The sequence below is a fragment of the Agrobacterium rubi TR3 = NBRC 13261 genome (genome assembly GCF_000739935.1).
In the GTDB taxonomy this organism is placed as follows: Bacteria; Pseudomonadota; Alphaproteobacteria; order Rhizobiales; family Rhizobiaceae; genus Agrobacterium; species Agrobacterium rubi.
Genome location: NZ_BBJU01000019.1, coordinates 1 through 14,844 on the forward strand (window position 1 = coordinate 1; position 14,844 = coordinate 14,844).

At 62.2% G+C, this 14,844-nt stretch carries 15 protein-coding genes; 1 reads left to right on the forward strand and 14 read right to left on the reverse strand.

Annotated features, from left to right (window positions below):
• Positions 1-36 precede the first annotated feature (36 nt).
• From RRU01S_RS15220 to RRU01S_RS15285, 14 genes are all read right to left on the reverse strand, one after another.
• The gene (locus RRU01S_RS15220) at positions 37-486 is read right to left on the reverse strand and encodes a cytochrome c-type biogenesis protein (RefSeq protein WP_045231153.1); all 450 of its coding nucleotides are present in this window, start codon (positions 484-486) and stop codon (positions 37-39) included.
• Between the two features lie 155 nt (positions 487-641).
• Positions 642-2,636, reverse strand: a complete 1,995-nt coding sequence (locus RRU01S_RS15225; protein ID WP_045231154.1) for a heme lyase CcmF/NrfE family subunit — start codon at positions 2,634-2,636, stop codon at positions 642-644.
• Positions 2,633-3,103, reverse strand: coding sequence for a cytochrome c maturation protein CcmE (gene ccmE / locus RRU01S_RS15230; protein ID WP_045231155.1), 471 nt, complete (start codon positions 3,101-3,103; stop codon positions 2,633-2,635). Before ccmE ends, RRU01S_RS15225 begins: the two co-directional genes overlap by 4 nt.
• Positions 3,100-4,242 (reverse strand): c-type cytochrome biogenesis protein CcmI, encoded by a 1,143-nt coding sequence (gene ccmI, locus RRU01S_RS15235; protein ID WP_045231156.1) that lies wholly within the window; start codon positions 4,240-4,242, stop codon positions 3,100-3,102. The genes ccmE and ccmI overlap by 4 nt, the downstream gene beginning before the upstream one ends.
• Positions 4,243-4,417: 175 nt before the next feature.
• On the reverse strand, positions 4,418-4,831 hold the full coding sequence (locus RRU01S_RS15240; RefSeq protein ID WP_045231157.1) for an RT0821/Lpp0805 family surface protein: 414 nt from the start codon (positions 4,829-4,831) through the stop codon (positions 4,418-4,420).
• Positions 4,832-4,955: 124 nt separating this feature from the next.
• The gene (locus RRU01S_RS15245; protein ID WP_045231158.1) at positions 4,956-6,356 is read right to left on the reverse strand and encodes an ATP-binding protein; all 1,401 of its coding nucleotides are present in this window, start codon (positions 6,354-6,356) and stop codon (positions 4,956-4,958) included.
• A complete protein-coding gene (locus RRU01S_RS15250) occupies positions 6,346-7,017 on the reverse strand; it encodes a response regulator transcription factor (RefSeq protein ID WP_045231270.1) in 672 nt (223 codons plus the stop codon). The genes RRU01S_RS15245 and RRU01S_RS15250 overlap by 11 nt, the downstream gene beginning before the upstream one ends.
• A 90-nt stretch (positions 7,018-7,107) precedes the next feature.
• Positions 7,108-7,377, reverse strand: coding sequence for a hypothetical protein (locus tag RRU01S_RS15255; RefSeq protein WP_045231159.1), 270 nt, complete (start codon positions 7,375-7,377; stop codon positions 7,108-7,110).
• A gap of 326 nt (positions 7,378-7,703) precedes the next feature.
• Positions 7,704-7,910 (reverse strand): hypothetical protein, encoded by a 207-nt coding sequence (locus RRU01S_RS15260; RefSeq protein ID WP_045231160.1) that lies wholly within the window; start codon positions 7,908-7,910, stop codon positions 7,704-7,706.
• Between the two features lie 35 nt (positions 7,911-7,945).
• Complete coding sequence (locus RRU01S_RS15265; RefSeq protein WP_045231161.1) at positions 7,946-11,743, reverse strand: baseplate multidomain protein megatron; 3,798 nt, start codon at positions 11,741-11,743, stop codon at positions 7,946-7,948.
• 3 nt (positions 11,744-11,746) lie between these two features.
• Positions 11,747-12,181, reverse strand: a complete 435-nt coding sequence (locus RRU01S_RS15270) for a C40 family peptidase (protein ID WP_045231162.1) — start codon at positions 12,179-12,181, stop codon at positions 11,747-11,749.
• Positions 12,178-13,062, reverse strand: a complete 885-nt coding sequence (locus RRU01S_RS15275) for a phage/gene transfer agent baseplate hub protein (RefSeq protein WP_045231163.1) — start codon at positions 13,060-13,062, stop codon at positions 12,178-12,180. Before RRU01S_RS15275 ends, RRU01S_RS15270 begins: the two co-directional genes overlap by 4 nt.
• The gene (locus tag RRU01S_RS15280) at positions 13,059-13,691 is read right to left on the reverse strand and encodes a TIGR02217 family protein (RefSeq protein WP_045231164.1); all 633 of its coding nucleotides are present in this window, start codon (positions 13,689-13,691) and stop codon (positions 13,059-13,061) included. Before RRU01S_RS15280 ends, RRU01S_RS15275 begins: the two co-directional genes overlap by 4 nt.
• Positions 13,692-13,969: 278 nt before the next feature.
• A complete protein-coding gene (locus RRU01S_RS15285; RefSeq protein WP_045231165.1) occupies positions 13,970-14,548 on the reverse strand; it encodes a phage tail tape measure protein in 579 nt (192 codons plus the stop codon).
• Positions 14,549-14,649: 101 nt separating this feature from the next.
• Here RRU01S_RS15285 and RRU01S_RS15290 point away from each other — a divergent pair, with 101 nt between their 5' ends.
• Positions 14,650-14,838, forward strand: a complete 189-nt coding sequence (locus tag RRU01S_RS15290) for a DUF4160 domain-containing protein (RefSeq protein ID WP_045231166.1) — start codon at positions 14,650-14,652, stop codon at positions 14,836-14,838.
• The last annotated feature ends 6 nt before the right edge of the window (positions 14,839-14,844 follow it).

Here is a 14,844-nt window from a genome sequence, read left to right on the forward strand (position 1 = left end):
CCACAAGCGTACCGAACACGCTACCCCGCCTCACCACTACCCCAACAAATCCCGAATCCGCGCCTCTTCATCCACCGTCAGTTTTTGCCCCTCCGACACCGCCACGCGCCGTCGCGCAAAAACGAAAATCGCTGTCGCCCCAATCAAAATCAGCGCAATCGGCGCACCCCAAAGCGCAATGGTCCGCGCACTGAAACGCGGCTTCAGCAAAACAAACTCGCCATAGCGAGACACGACATAATCGATCACCGCCTCGTCACTATCGCCCTGCGTCAAACGCTCGCGTACCAGCACGCGCAGGTCGCGGGCAAGCTCCGCATTGCTGTCATCGATGGACTGGTTCTGGCACACCATGCATCGCAGTTGAACGGTCAGCGCCCGCGCACGGGCTTCCAGCGCCGGGTCGGAGAGAACTTCGTCCGGGTTGAAGGCGAAAGCCGGGAGTGCGGTGAGGAGAAGGGTGAAGAAAAGGGCGATGGTTCTCACGTGGCGAACAAAGCCCCCTCTGGCCTGTCGGCCATCTCCCCCACAAGGGGGGAGACACCGTGCGGCAACCATCCGGTCCAATGGAAACGAAAAGCGTGAGGCAGGGTTAAGCCCCTCCCCCTTGTGGGGAGGGGTTGGGGAGGGGTTCTTGCCCATCATTCCGCAGGCTCCGGCACTAGCCCGGCCTTCACGGCCTTCGCCTTGCGCGTCGGCGCACCCACGCGCAACCGCCGGTCAGACAGCGAAACAAACCCGCCAATCATCATGAACACCGTGCCACCCCAGATGCACAGAATGAACGGTTTCCACCAGATGCGAACCACCATGCCGCCGTCGCTCATCGGGTCACCCAGCGAGACATAGAGCTGCGAGAGGCCGAAGGTCATGATCCCGGCTTCCGTGGTCGGCATGCGCCGCGCCGTGTAGAGCCGCTTGGAGGACCACACATCGGCCAAGTCCACTCCGCCTTTGCGCGCCGTGAAGTGCCCGCGATCTTCGGTATAGTTGGGGCCTACATGGTGGCGAATGCCGTCGAAGGTCAGGCTGTAGCCGCCCGCATCCACCGTCATTCCCTGCTTCATTTCCACGACGGTTTCCGTCTCGAAAGTCGTGACGGTGACGATGCCCAGCACGGTCACGCCAAGGCCCATATGCGCCAGCGCCGTCCCGAAGGTCGAGCGCGGCAGCCCTTTCAGGCGGCGAAACGCGATCCCGAAGGCCAGCTTGCCGAAATTGGCGCGGTACCACAGATCGGCCAGCGCTCCGAAGATCAGCCAGAACCCGGCGACGATGCCGAGAACCGCCAGCACCGGCCCGCCATGTTCAGCGTACCAGAGCGCAAGACCCGCAAGTGCGGCCAAACCCGCCGCCACATAAAGCCGCTGAAACGCGCCCAGCAGATCTCCGCGCTTCCACGCCAGCATCGGCCCAAACGGCGTCACGATCAGAATGGGGATCATCAACAGACCGAATGTCAGGTTGAAGAAGGGCTCGCCGACGGAAATCTTCTCGCCCGTCAGCGTTTCCAGCACCAGCGGATAGAGCGTGCCGATCAGCACCGTCGCCGTCGAAACCGTCAGAATCAGATTGTTGAGAACCAGCGCGCCCTCGCGTGAGATCGGCGCAAACAGCCCGCCCGCTTTCAGCATCGGCGCACGCCATGCAAACAGCGAAAATGCGCCGCCGATGAAGATCATCAGGATGCACAGAATGAAAATGCCACGGCTCGGGTCGGTCGCAAAAGCATGCACCGACGTCAGCACGCCGGAGCGCACGAGGAAGGTGCCGAGCAGCGACAGCGAAAACGTCATGATCGCCAGCAGCACGGTCCAGATTTTCAGCGCCTCGCGCTTTTCCATCACCAGCGCCGAATGCAAAAGCGCGGTTCCCGCAAGCCAAGGCATGAAGGATGCGTTCTCCACCGGGTCCCAGAACCACCAGCCGCCCCAGCCGAGTTCATAATAGGCCCAGTAGGAACCCATCGAAATACCCGCTGTCAGAAACGTCCAGGCAGCCAGTGTCCATGGTCGCACCCAGCGCGCCCATGCGGCGTCGATGCGCCCTTCGATCAGCGCCGCAATGGCAAAGGAGAAACAGACGGAAAAGCCGACATAGCCGAGGTAGAGCAGCGGCGGATGGATCGCGAGACCGAAGTCCTGAAGGATCGGGTTCAGGTCCTGCCCTTCGGCAGGCACCGGCGAAAGCCGCGCAAAAGGGTTGGACGTCAAGAGAATGAACAGCAGGAACGCCGTCGCCACCCACGCCTGCACGGCCAGCACATTGGCACGCAGCGTATCAGGCAGATTGCGGCCATAGACTGCGACCATCGCGCTGAACAGCACCAGGATCAGCAGCCAGAGCAGCATCGATCCCTCATGGTTGCCCCACACGCCGGTCAGCTTGTAGAGCATCGGCATCAGCGAATGGGAATTCTCATAAACGTTCTTCAGAGAGAAATCGGAGACGGCATAGGCATGCGTCAGCGCCGCAAACGAAATGCCCACCAGCAGAAACAGCAGAACCGAACCAATGGGCGCGATGTCCATCAGCGCCTTGTCGTTGCGGCGCGCGCCGAAGGCGGGCAGCGTGGACACGATAAGCGCCACACCCAGCGCCAGCACCAGAGCATAATGGCCGATTTCGGTGATCATTGCGTCGCTCCGGTTTTGGCGGTGCCATCTGGTGCCTGCTGCCACAGGCCCTTGTCCTTCAGGCGGTCGGCAACTTCCTTGGGCATGTAGTTTTCATCATGCTTGGCCAGAACGCTGTCGGCCACAAAGGCATGCGTCGCGGCATCGAAGGTGCCCTCGGTCACCACGCCCTGCCCTTCACGAAACAAATCCGGCAGAATGCCGGTATAGCTCACCGGCACACTCGCCCCGCCATCGGTCACGGCAAAGCTCACCGTGCGCCCCTCGCCGCGCTTGACCGACCCTTCGGCCACCAACCCGCCAAGACGGATGCGCGTGCCGGGTGCGACTGCGGTCTTTTCCAGATCGCCCGGCATGTAGAAGTAGGCAATCGACTGCCCGAAGGCGAACATCACCAGAAACGCCGCGATCATGATAAAGCTGACGCCACCGCCGATGATCGCCAGTCTTTTCTGCTTGCGGGTCATTGCGTCACTCCCTGCGCATTCACGCCCAGCTGCTGCGCCAGCGCCAGCAATTGCTTGCCCTGTTCACCAGCGGCCGGAAAGGCTTTCAGGCCTTCGGCCAGAGCCTGGCGCGCCTTCTCATCATTTTTCAACATCGCGTAGGATCGCACCAGCCGCATCCAACCCTCGAAATTATCAGGATTTTCCTTCAGCCGCGCGTCCAGACTTTCCACCATGCCAGCCACCATCGCCTGCCGGTCTTCGCTCGACATGTTGCTGGCGGCAGCCACATCCTCGGCACTCGGTCCACCCGGCGCCTGTGGCCTCGGCGCTGCGGCTATATCGGCACCACCGGTGTTTTGCAGATGCGCCTGCACCAACGGTATCCACGGCGCGCCCTCGGGCGATTCCTTCAGCAGCGCGGCAAAGGCATCGCGCGCTTGATCCGTTTTACCCGCCTGCTCCAGAGAAAGCGCCAGATAGAAGCGCACACGCGGATTGCCGGGGCTCATCTTTTCCGCGTCTTCCAGTGCCGAGCGCGCATCCTCGACGACGACACCGTCATTGGTCGCAATCAGCGTTTCGGCAAGGCCCGTCAGGCGCGGCGCGTTTTCGCCCTGAAGACGGATGGCATTGCGGTACGCCATCTCGGCATCACCCAGACGCATGGTCTTGAAATAGATCGGGGCCAGCACGTCCCATCCGGCGCCATCATCCGGGTTCTGCGCCAGATGCCGTTCGGCCTTGGCAATCATCAGGTTCATGTCGTTGCCGGGCTTCTCCAGCCGCGCGGCAAGCGGCATATCCGGCGTGTTCAGACTGCCCATATACAAGTAAAGACAGAGCCCCATCAGCGGCAAAAGCACGGTCACGATGCTGGCGAGCGCATTGTGCTTGCGTGGCGACATCGCTGAGACCTCGCCCGTTTTGTCGGATGCCGCCGCCAGAAGCCGCCGACCGATTTCGGCCCGCGCATACTCGGCTTCGGTCTCGCCGATCAGCCCGCTTGCGCGCTCGCGCTGCAATTCGGCCAGCTGGTCGCGGTAGACCGCCACCTCGCCCTCACGGGCAGTGTCGGCTATGCCTTTGCTGCGCATCAGCGGATAGGTCAGAACGAGGGCCACGGCCGCCGTCAACAGGGCGATGATAATCCAGAACATGCCGTTTCAATTACTCGAATGCGCACCGCTTTGGAATAAGCCGCTGCGGGATGACGTGAATTTGAGGCCCTATGCCGCAGGCGGTCGCACAAAGGCGTCCTGCGGCAGATGACCCAACCGGTCCAAGTTCTGAACGACAAGCCTTACGCTTGCCTTGACATGTGTCAAGCGGCCATCAGGTCAGCGGCGTCCACGTGCCGTCTGTGTTGCGACAGGCAGCACCGCGCACCTTGGCCTGCTTACCATCGATCGTCAGATCATGGGTATATTGGCGGCAATTCTGGTTGCCCACCTGATAAGGCGCGTTGGCAATCACTTCGCCGCGCGTATCGCCGCTGCCCCAGGTCACGGCCTGTCCACCGGGTGCCGTTTCCAGCGCCTGATATTCGGCTTCCAGCGCCTTGTTGAAATCACCACGGCCCATCTGAAGACCACTTCTGCCGACGATTCCGCCCTGAAGGGCTGAAATATAGGGCGTAGCGGACCCGCCACCGCGTCCCAGCAATCCGCCACCGGCGTTGCGGGTATTGGATGTCGTGCACGAGCTGAGGACCGAAAGGCAGATCAGCGAGAAAACCGCAGGGCGCATAAAATGGGAGTTCAATCCGGCAAATCCGGCTTTGCCAATCACGTCAACCAAGAATACACTCCTTATCAACGCGCCATCCTGGCGCGGTCATTCCTCAAGGGAATGTCATGCCAGTTTTTGGCCGTCATGCAAGCTCTTTCGAAAGTCCTGGTAGAAGCAATTCGGCTTTCAGACCGCCCAGCGGACTACGCGACATCGCAAACGTGCCGTGGTACTCAGAAACCACCTCGCTGACGATGGAAAGACCAAGCCCGGTACCCGGTCGGCTCTCGTCCAGACGCCGGCCTCGTTTCATCGCTTCGGTGATCTGATCCGGCTCCAGACCCGGCCCATCGTCCTCCACCAATAAAGTCACCCAAGACCTGCGCGTTACATCAGGGTCGGAAGACGGGTGCATGCCCGGCATCACAGTTATCACCACCTTGGTGTCCGCAAAGCGCGCCGCGTTTTCCAGAAGGTTGCCGACAGCCTCTTCCAGATCCTGCTGCTCCATCGCCAGCACGATCGTCGGTTGCTGCATGTTCAGCTCGAAGGTCTTTTCCGGGTTCAGGCGGCGCATCACACGCACTAGCCGCTCCAGCGCAGGCTCGCCCTCGACACGCGCCAGAATGGAGCCGCGCTGGGCGGCAATGCGCGCGCGCGACAGGTAGGATTGCACCTGCGCCTGCATCGCCTCCACCTGTCCGCGCACGAGATCGCCGTGATGGCTGTCCAGCGTGCGCGCCTCGTTCAACAACACGGCAATTGGTGTTTTCAGCGAATGTGCCAGATTGCCCACCTGCATCCGCGCCCGTTCCACAAGCCGGCGGTTGCTTTCGATCAACGCATTCACTTCGGTTGCCAGCGGCTGGATTTCACTCGGGAATTCGCCCTCTAGCCTCTCAGCCTCACCGCCACGGATCTTGCCCAGCGCCACACGCGCCCTGTCCAGCGGCCGCAAGCTGTAGAGAATGGCAAGACCGTTCACGACCAGACTTCCGACGCCAAAGACGGCCAGTGCCAGATAGAGGCTGTTGGAAAAGTCGCGCACATCGTCTTCCACGACATTGAGATTGCCGGTCACGCGAAACCGCGCCGCCCGGCCCTCGCCATCCAGCACCACTTCCGTTTCGGCCACCTGCACCCGGTTCTGCGCTTCGTCCGTCACCACGTAATAGCGCTCGTAGCGATTATCGAAGGGCACATCCAGAATACTGGGAACCGGCAGCGTGGCGACACCGAGCGAAGACGAGACCAGCGGCGCGGTCTGGAAATTGCCCAGCGGTTCCACCACCCAGTACCAGCCGGTATCGGGCTGCGAGAACCGCAGGTCTCCCAGCTGCGGGCTCCCTGCCAGCGTGTTTTCGTTGGAAACAGTGATGGAATTGATGACGTTGTAAAGCTGCGCACGCAGCAGATCGGTAAAACTGCGCTCCACGCCCTGTCTGTAGAGCGTGGAAATCACCACAGCGATCACCACCAGCGCCAGGGCAGACCATGCCGAGGCAAGCAACAGAACGCGGGCGGTGAGTGAATTACTTCGCATCTGCGGGTGCTTGCATCCGGTAGCCAAGACCACGGATAGTCTCGATCAGATCGACGCCCAGCTTCTTGCGCAAACGTCCGACAAACACTTCGATCGTGTTGGAATCACGGTCGAAATCCTGATCGTACATATGCTCGACCAACTCGGTGCGCGAAACGACCTCGCCCATGTGGTGCATGAGGTAGGAGAGCAGGCGGAACTCATGCGAGGTCAGCTTCAGCGTCACGCCATTGACTGTCGCCTTGGAAGACTTGGTGTCGAGCCTGACAGGGCCACAGACGATTTCCGAAGAGGCATGGCCCGCCGCACGGCGGATCAGTGCGCGCACACGCGCCAGCACTTCTTCCACATGGAACGGCTTGGTCACATAGTCGTCGGCACCGGCATCGATCCCCGCCACCTTGTCGCTCCAACGGTCGCGCGCGGTGAGGATGAGGACCGGCATGGATTTGCCACTGGCGCGCCATTTCTCGACAACGGTAATACCGTCCATCTGCGGCAGGCCGATATCGAGAACAATGGCGTCATAGGGCTCGGTATCGCCGAGATAATGCCCTTCTTCCCCATCGAAGGCCTGATCGACGACATAACCCGCTTCTTTCAGCGCGTCGGTCAATTGCCGATTGAGGTTGGTATCGTCCTCGACCACGAGAATGCGCATCATCCGTCCCTTTTCATTCCACCCGTCACTTCTGCAGCGCGACGGTCATTCAAATCATCTCTACATCAGAAATTTGGGGATTGCGACGGTCTACATCGGCACGCGCATGGTCACCTTGCGCGGGCGCTCGCCATTGCCTTGCACCAGCACGGTCACGACGCAGTTCTGGCCGTCATTGGACGGGTAGACCGACAGAAGCTGGCCGCCGGTTTCGCGCACCACACGGGATACGGCGGAGCTACAATCGCTCGCCACCTGCATGACCCGCGCGCCGTCATGTCCCATCGGCCCCTCAGCCTGCGGCGCAGGAAAACCGGCCAGACCGGCTGCAAGCGTCGCGATGATGAGAGGTGATGCCATTGCAAAAACTTCCACAGACAAATTGGATGCACGTCGAAACGAACTCTTGCCCGAATATGTATCGTAAACGTTCTGAATGGCAAATGAATGTGGGCTATCGCGGATTTGAGGGGGTGGTGAAGGGTGGTGGTGTGGCTCACCCCCCTCTGCCTTGCCAGGCATCTCGCCCTCAAGGGGGGGAGATCGACTCGCTGATACCTCTCGCCCGTCTTTAACGTATCGATGGAGTGGGAGCGCGCGCCCAGCTAATCTCCCCACCTGAGGGGGAGATGTCCGGCAGGACAGAGGGGGGGGGGGGGGGGGCCACACCCACCGTCCCTCCCCCCCTACCTGATCGCACTCGTCGCAGACAACCGCCCGTAGAGCGCGATCAGCCCGCCGATACCACCGGCCACCGTCGTCAGCCCCTCCGCAAGCTCACCCTCAAACCCCGCCGGCAGGTTCAAACCCACCACCTGCAACAGCGGTGCCAGCACCGCGATCAGCGCGCCCCATACGGTTTTCGATTGATACCAAGCCTTTACAGTATCCATATTTCACCCTTTCTCAGTTGACGTCATTGTGAAGTTTAAAGCTTCAGGGTCGCGCTCGCCGGGATCCCCAACGGCACCGCCCGCCCAAGCTGGCGCACCCGGACCGAAAGCGTTGCCTGCGCCGCGCCGAAATCGGTCACCTCGTCGCTCGTGGCATAAAGGCAAGCTGTCTCGCTCACCTCGATTGTTCGCCGCACCACCTCGCCGGACAGGATTTCTACGCGGTAACGCTCGGCCACCTCATCGAGCGGAATATCGGCAGCGTCCCATCCATCCGCCTCCACGCGCCCGCGCCGCACCCATGTCAGGCGCACGCCTTGCGTCCCACGCACGCCGCGCAAATGCACCGGTGCTAGGGGCGTTTCCGCCCGCAGCCCCCCCGCAAAGGCGAACGGCCCGACGCTCGAAATTTGCGCTCCGGCCGCCTCTATGATCCAGTTCAGCTGCAATCCACGCTCGTCTGCGCGCAGCCCCATCGGCACCACGCCCGCATCCAGCACCACCACCTCCGCTCCCTCGATAGCACCTGTCGCCATCGCGTCCTCGGTGCCCGCAAGCCCGCGCAACAGCCGCGACAACCGCCAGCGATTGGCCGAAACCTCCTCCGCCCCGGCGAAAGCCGCAATCTCCCACGCACCACCCGCACAGCGAATGGCAATCCGGTTTGCCCCATTCAGCACCGCCAGATCCGAAGCCGAGGCCAGATCGCCATACGGCAGTGTGATCTCGATTGCGCCAGCCACATTGAACCGCCCTGCAAAACCCCTCGGCACAGCGCTCGCAAGCGCGCCGATCTTTGCGGGTTGGTCCAGCAACGCCCGCGCCTCGTAGCCTTCGGTTCCAGCCGAAACGGACAGTGCCATGCGCCGCCAAGGCCTGGCCAAGGCCGCGACCCGGGCAAAGCCCTGCGCCTCACCGGCTTCGTAACGCGGCAAGTCCATCAGCACGATGTCCGGGTCGAACCCACTGGAAGCGCCCCCGCCGCCAGCGCGCGGTGTCTCCGCATCGCCGGAAAGCGCGACGGCTGCAGGCGCAAACTCCCGCGCCTCGATGCGTCTGACATCCCCGTCCTCGATCCGGCTCACCAGAAATCGCCCACTCGGGCCACCCTCAAGCTGCACGCAGTCGCCAGGGTCGAGCGCAATCTCGCTCGGCGCAATCGAAAAGCGCACTGTTCGCCGCGCCAGCCGGTTATCACGCAACAGCGCTTCCACCGCATTCTGCGCCGTTTCCTGCGCCAGGACCGCGCCCAGATCATAGCGCAGCACCCGGTTACCAGCATGGTCGATACGCCTTGAACGCACACTCGCCTGGTCGTAATCCAACGCCGGGTTGAACGCCGTCAGCACCGCCTCCGCTGCGAAATCGCTCTCATGGCCGCGTGCCTCAGACCACAGCGCCGTGTCCTCGATATCGGCGAAAGCAGACATCATCGTCGTCTTCGCCGCCGCCCGTCCGCGTGAGACAAACCGAAGTGTCGCCCCGTCCTCGATCACATCCACCTGAAAGGCTTCCAGCAGCGGCTCCAGCAGGCTGCGCGCTGCCGTCACATCGCCCTGCGCATACCCGCCCACATCGCCTGTTACGGCAGACACATCGAAATCCGCAAATCCATGATCACCAAGCACCGCCGCAATCAGATCGGCCAAGGTGGTCGCGCCAAGCCTGCCATTCAGCCAGTGTCCCGTGCGCCAATTGCTGCCATCGCTCCACGCCGCCGTGTCCTGTGGAAACGCTGGATATGGCCGCGCATCCCACGTCCACACGAAAATCCTGTCAGGGTCGACCATCCCCGCCAGCGCCGAACCACCCGCCCAATGGTCATGATGCGCCTCCAGAAACCGCCGCTGCTGGCTGTCTGCCCGCATGCGGCTCGAAAAATAGGGATAAGCGCTTTCGGATGATTTCGGGTCGATGAAGGTGTTGGGCCGGTTCGCGCCCTTGTCGATCGCGGGGCACCCCAACTCGGTGAACCACAGGGGCTTCATGCCGGGCACCCAGGCGCTCGGTGATGCCAGTTCCGCGCCGCCCACCCGGTCATAATGCCGGTTGCCCCACCAGCCGCGCAAATCCTTGTTGCGATAGACCCAGTGCTTGCCCTTCAACCCGTCAGAAATCGCGCTGCGCTTGCGGCTCGCGCGGTCTGCATCATCAGCATAATACCAGTCGAACCCCTCACCGCCTTCGATGCTACGGCCAAACCCCGCCGCATCGTCGGTTCCCCCGAACCCATCCGGGTTACCATCAAGCACATCCTCGTCGCGCCAGTCGGACAGCGGCATATAATTGTCGATGCCCACGGCATCGATATGCGGGCTCGCCCATAGCGCATCGAGATTGAAAAACACGTCGCCCGACCCATCCGCCGGGTGATAACCGAAATATTCGCTCCAGTCGGCGGCATAGGTCAACTTCGTCGCAGCGCCCAGCATCCCGCGCACATCGCCCGCCAGCCGCACCAGCTCCTCCACGAAGGGAAACGCCCCGGCCTGATCCCGCACCCGCGTCAACCCGCGCAGTTCGGAACCGATCAAAAACGCATCCACCCCGCCCGCCTGCTTCGCCAGCACCGCATAATGCAGCACCATGCGACGATACCCATCGGTGCGGTTGCAGAAGGTCGAGATTTGCGTGCGCGCCGCAGACGTCCGGTCTACGCTCCCTGCCTGCCCCGCTGCTGGATGGCAAGTAATCTTGCCACGCCAGCCATAGGCATCCTGTTGCAAATTGCCATAGGGGTCCGGCAGACTACTGCCTGCGGGAATATCCATCATAACAAAGGGATAGAGGCACACTCTCAAGCCCCGCGCCTTCAGATCGGCAATCGCCTGCAACACGCTCGTATCGCTTGGCGTGCCGCCATAGGCCGGGCCGCCATCGCGCTGGCTCACCAGCCGTACCTGCCCGCGCCCCATGCCCGCGACAGACCATGTGGCGCTTTCTCGGTCGCGATAGCCCACCTCCACGCCCGGTAAAACATGGCATTCCCCGGCGCGCATATCGGTGCCGAACCACGTCACCACCAGCGCCACGCTTTCCAGGTTTGGGCACAGTGCCTGCAATTCGTCGATGGAAGCCTGCCAGTCGGTTGCCGCCGCCAGCGTGTGGCGGTTCATCACCCGGCTTTCGCCCGCCCCCGTCCGCTCGGACACCGCAACCGTCGCATAACCATGCTCGGTGGCACCGGGTATCACCGTCACCGCGCGGATTTGTCCCTCCAGCCTGCCAATGGGCCTGACGACCTCGAACTGCAACAGCGGAATACGATTGCCGAAACCGTCCAGCGGCAAGCGCTCGAACACCACATAGGACAGGCCACGATAGGCCGGCGCATGTCCCGTTCCCTGCTTCGCCTCGATCAGCGGGTCAGGAAGCTGCGTCTCGCTGCCGGAGTAAAACCGCATTTCGATGCCGGTCAGGTCCAGCTCCTGCCCGTCGGCCCAAACGCGCCGCACCATCGCCGTCTCACCCTCGCAAAGACCGATCGCGATATTGGCGAAATAGCTGAAGGTTTCCACCGTCGTCGTGCCGGCACCCGTGCTCTTGCCGCCCTGCCGTTCCCGCGTCACACTTTCCTCAAACCGCGTTGCCCAGATCAACGTGCCGCCGATGCGCACCGTGCCATAGGCCCGCGCAATCGCCGCCCCCTCCTCGGCACCGGGAATACGCGCCGTGGAAAGCCGCGCACCGCTGACGGTCTTCGATGAGGACAACAGCGCATTATCGACCGCACTCCCGGCTAACGCCCCCGCCGCCCGGCCGATGATCGCACCAACAGGCCCGAAAATGCTGCCAATGGCAGCGCCCGCCGCCTGTAAAACAAGGGTTGCCATCAGTCACATCTCCGGAAATCTAAAAGCGCCGACGATGCGCCGGCGCCAGGAAGGCACCAGCGCCGAACGCAGTACCGCCGCACCCTCATAGGCATGAATGAAGTGGTCGCCATCCGCCAAAATACCCACATGCTTTGCCGCAAATTCCGGCCGCCAGCGAAACAGCAGCATGTCGCCCGGCAGCGCATCCCCCATGCTGGCAACCGGCTGAAAATGCCGCTGTGCCGCCGCCATCAGCCGGTCCTCGCCACTGCGCTCGGCCCAGTCGCGCGCATAGGGCGGCGGCAATTCCGGCTCGTCACCGTACAGTGCGCGCCAGATACCGAGCACCAGCCCCAGACAATCGCAGCCCACACCAATGGTGGAAGCCTGATGCCGATAGGGCGTGCCGATCCAGCTTTCGGCCACGGCCAGCACACGTTCTCCCGTATCGCTCATAGGTATATCGCCCCGCCATCGTGTTGCGTCCGGCTCGTCACATAGGAATAGGCAAAATCCGCCCCCGGCATATGTGGAAAACCTCGAAAATTCAGATGATTGGCAAACTTCGCCTTGCAGGTCACAAAGCTCTTGTCGCACCCTGCCGTCACCGTGAACGTGTCTCCCTGCTGCGGCAAAACCTCCAGCGGCAGCCACAACCGAAACGTCGCCACCCCATCGCGCAGCGCGTGGTCATCGAGGTCGAAACTGCGGTCTTTGTTCGCTCCGCTGGTAAAACGCATCTTGCCTTGCTTGAAGAACCCATCCGCAAAGGCAGATAGTCCAGACATCGTCAGCCGCCCCGCCGCATCGGTTGAAACCACTGCGCCACTGGCCTGAAATGCCGCCACATTGGCACCGCACCTGCCATCGCCCAGCGCCGCATCGCATCGCCGTCCATAGACCCGCCCCTGCGGCTGGCTCAGCCTGTGCGCAAAGCTACGCAGCTCCGCCGTAAAGGCTCCGCCTGCCCGCGTCACCTCGCCAATCTCGCGCACCTTCAGCAGAATGTGCTGCTCCGGTGCCTGCCAGTTCACGAGGTAAAGCTCCACCCGCGCACCATCGAAGCGCCCGGCAGACAGATCGGCCTCACTCACCGCCTCGCTGGAAAATCCGCCCGCCACCTCGCCGCTGCTGGCTGCCAGTCCCGTCTCGCTATCGTTTTCACTGGCCTGAAAACCGCTCGCGGCCAGATAGGTCACGCCGCCGAAGGTCAGCGGCTCGTCATGCTCGGTAAAGCCCATGATAACGCCATCGCGCAGGCTCACCTTCCAGCAATGACACGTCGTCGTCGCCTCGCCCTTAAGATGCGCAGCGAGAGCCGAAGGCACGGTCTTCATGGCAAAATCTCCACCAGCGGAATGGACGGAATACGTCCGGCCTCGAAGGCGCTGAGACTCACATCGATGCGGTCGATATCGAACCGCACAGGCACATCGAACTCGAAGCCTGCCCGAACAGCTGCCCCCGCGGCGGGCACATGCCCCGCCGCAAATGTCACCATCCCGGTCGCGTAATCGGTGCTAAAATTCACCGTCGCCACACCATTCACCGAAACCAGAACCGACCCCTCCACCGGCTTGGCAATCGTCCGCGTCCACCCTCCGCCCGCATCGGCATAGGTCTTCAACAGAGGAAATGCAGCCGTCACCCCATCGCCAGTGCCGATCCGCTGATCCATGGCGGTGGGTGTCGTCAGCGGCGGGCAGGACCGGAAGTCCACCGGATCACGAAACCGAAACCCATAAAGCTGCCCAACCCGCGCCTCGAAAAACTCCATTGCGGCATAAAGGTCACTCACCGAGCGCACCCCCGACCCCGCATCATACGCCCGCCGAGAATTCCGCCACCGCTGGTTCCGGTTCTCCCGCCCATTGGACAAATTGACAATATCCGTCCGCCGCACCGGCCCCCCACTGGTCCCCAACGCCAACCGCAGCGGAAACCGCACCTCATGAAATGCTGCCATGGCTCTGATTTTCCTGAATTTAAAATGAAATTTTGAGAGCAAACGCTGGCGGCAGTGGGCGCGGCTCACCCCCCTCTGGCCTGCCGGCCATCTCCCCCACAGGTGGGGAGATCGACTTGTGGAGGCCTCTCGGCCATCTCAACGGCTGCGGACAGAACGGGGAGCAAGCGCCCAGCCGATCTCCCTCCTTGTGGGGGATGTCCGGCAGGACAGAGGGGGGTGAGCCACAAACTCAACGCCAACCGTAAGAAGCGTCTGCCACACCCGCCGCCGCCAAACTACAAACCCCGCTGCCCACGCCCCACGCTCCGCGCCAGCATCGCCGAAATCTGCCCCTCGCTGCGCCGAAAACTCGCCGCGTCGCTCGCCGTCACATTGAACACGATCTGCGTGCCCCCACCACCACCGGCAGCAGCCACGCCCAGCGACCCATCCGCCCCGCGCTTCAGCGGCAAAATCGCCTCGCTCCCCGCCTCGCCCATCAGGCCCATATCACCACCCATGGGAAAAAACGTCGGGCTCGATACCACCCCGCCATTCGCAAACGGCGTCACCCGCCCCGGCACACCTCCATTGGCAAAGGCAAACAGCGATCCCGCCCCTAACGTAAGGCTGCTCACCGCAGATGACAGCATGTTCTCCAGCGGCTTCAATCCGGCAGACAGCGCAATATTGGAAAGCCGCGTCCCAAGTCCCTGCAACACGCTATCCAGCCCCTTGCCGCCAGTGGTCGCCGCCTGCAACGCAGACGTCAGCGCCGAGCCAAACCGCTGCGACCGCCGCTCCAGATCGTCCATCACCTCAGCCAAAGCCTGCGCCTCATCACGCTGGTCGGCAAAACTCGTCTCATCAACCATCGGCCTTGCCTTTCTGATTCAATTTGGGAAGCTAGGGGATTGGAATAACGCAGCAATTGCCACGCCGCTTGAAAAACCCAAGAAGTTAGGTTATTTATGAAATGGTTAGAGTTCTTCGCCAGCATGGAATGCGTTTCGTCATCTACACGGCAGATCACGAGCCACCTCACGCCCATGTCTACGGCGAAGGCGAAAGCCGCATTGATATCGTCAATCTCAATGTTATCACGCAAGGCGGCATGTCAGACCGGGATGTGCGACGAGCGGTAGACGTGATCGAAGAACACTAGCAACTC

Coding starts and splice junctions, on each gene's coding strand:
- RRU01S_RS15225 (WP_045231154.1), bottom strand. CDS start 2,636: ATGATCACCGAAATCGGCCATTATGCTCTGGTGCTGGCGCTGGGTGTG.
- ccmE (WP_045231155.1), bottom strand. CDS start 3,103: ATGACCCGCAAGCAGAAAAGACTGGCGATCATCGGCGGTGGCGTCAGC.
- ccmI (WP_045231156.1), bottom strand. CDS start 4,242: ATGTTCTGGATTATCATCGCCCTGTTGACGGCGGCCGTGGCCCTCGTT.
- RRU01S_RS15240 (WP_045231157.1), bottom strand. CDS start 4,831: ATGCGCCCTGCGGTTTTCTCGCTGATCTGCCTTTCGGTCCTCAGCTCG.
- RRU01S_RS15245 (WP_045231158.1), bottom strand. CDS start 6,356: ATGCGAAGTAATTCACTCACCGCCCGCGTTCTGTTGCTTGCCTCGGCA.
- RRU01S_RS15250 (WP_045231270.1), bottom strand. CDS start 7,017: ATGCGCATTCTCGTGGTCGAGGACGATACCAACCTCAATCGGCAATTG.
- RRU01S_RS15255 (WP_045231159.1), bottom strand. CDS start 7,377: ATGGCATCACCTCTCATCATCGCGACGCTTGCAGCCGGTCTGGCCGGT.
- RRU01S_RS15260 (WP_045231160.1), bottom strand. CDS start 7,910: ATGGATACTGTAAAGGCTTGGTATCAATCGAAAACCGTATGGGGCGCG.
- RRU01S_RS15265 (WP_045231161.1), bottom strand. CDS start 11,743: ATGGCAACCCTTGTTTTACAGGCGGCGGGCGCTGCCATTGGCAGCATT.
- RRU01S_RS15270 (WP_045231162.1), bottom strand. CDS start 12,181: ATGAGCGATACGGGAGAACGTGTGCTGGCCGTGGCCGAAAGCTGGATC.
- RRU01S_RS15275 (WP_045231163.1), bottom strand. CDS start 13,062: ATGAAGACCGTGCCTTCGGCTCTCGCTGCGCATCTTAAGGGCGAGGCG.
- RRU01S_RS15280 (WP_045231164.1), bottom strand. CDS start 13,691: ATGGCAGCATTTCATGAGGTGCGGTTTCCGCTGCGGTTGGCGTTGGGG.
- RRU01S_RS15285 (WP_045231165.1), bottom strand. CDS start 14,548: ATGGTTGATGAGACGAGTTTTGCCGACCAGCGTGATGAGGCGCAGGCT.
- RRU01S_RS15290 (WP_045231166.1), top strand. CDS start 14,650: ATGGTTAGAGTTCTTCGCCAGCATGGAATGCGTTTCGTCATCTACACG.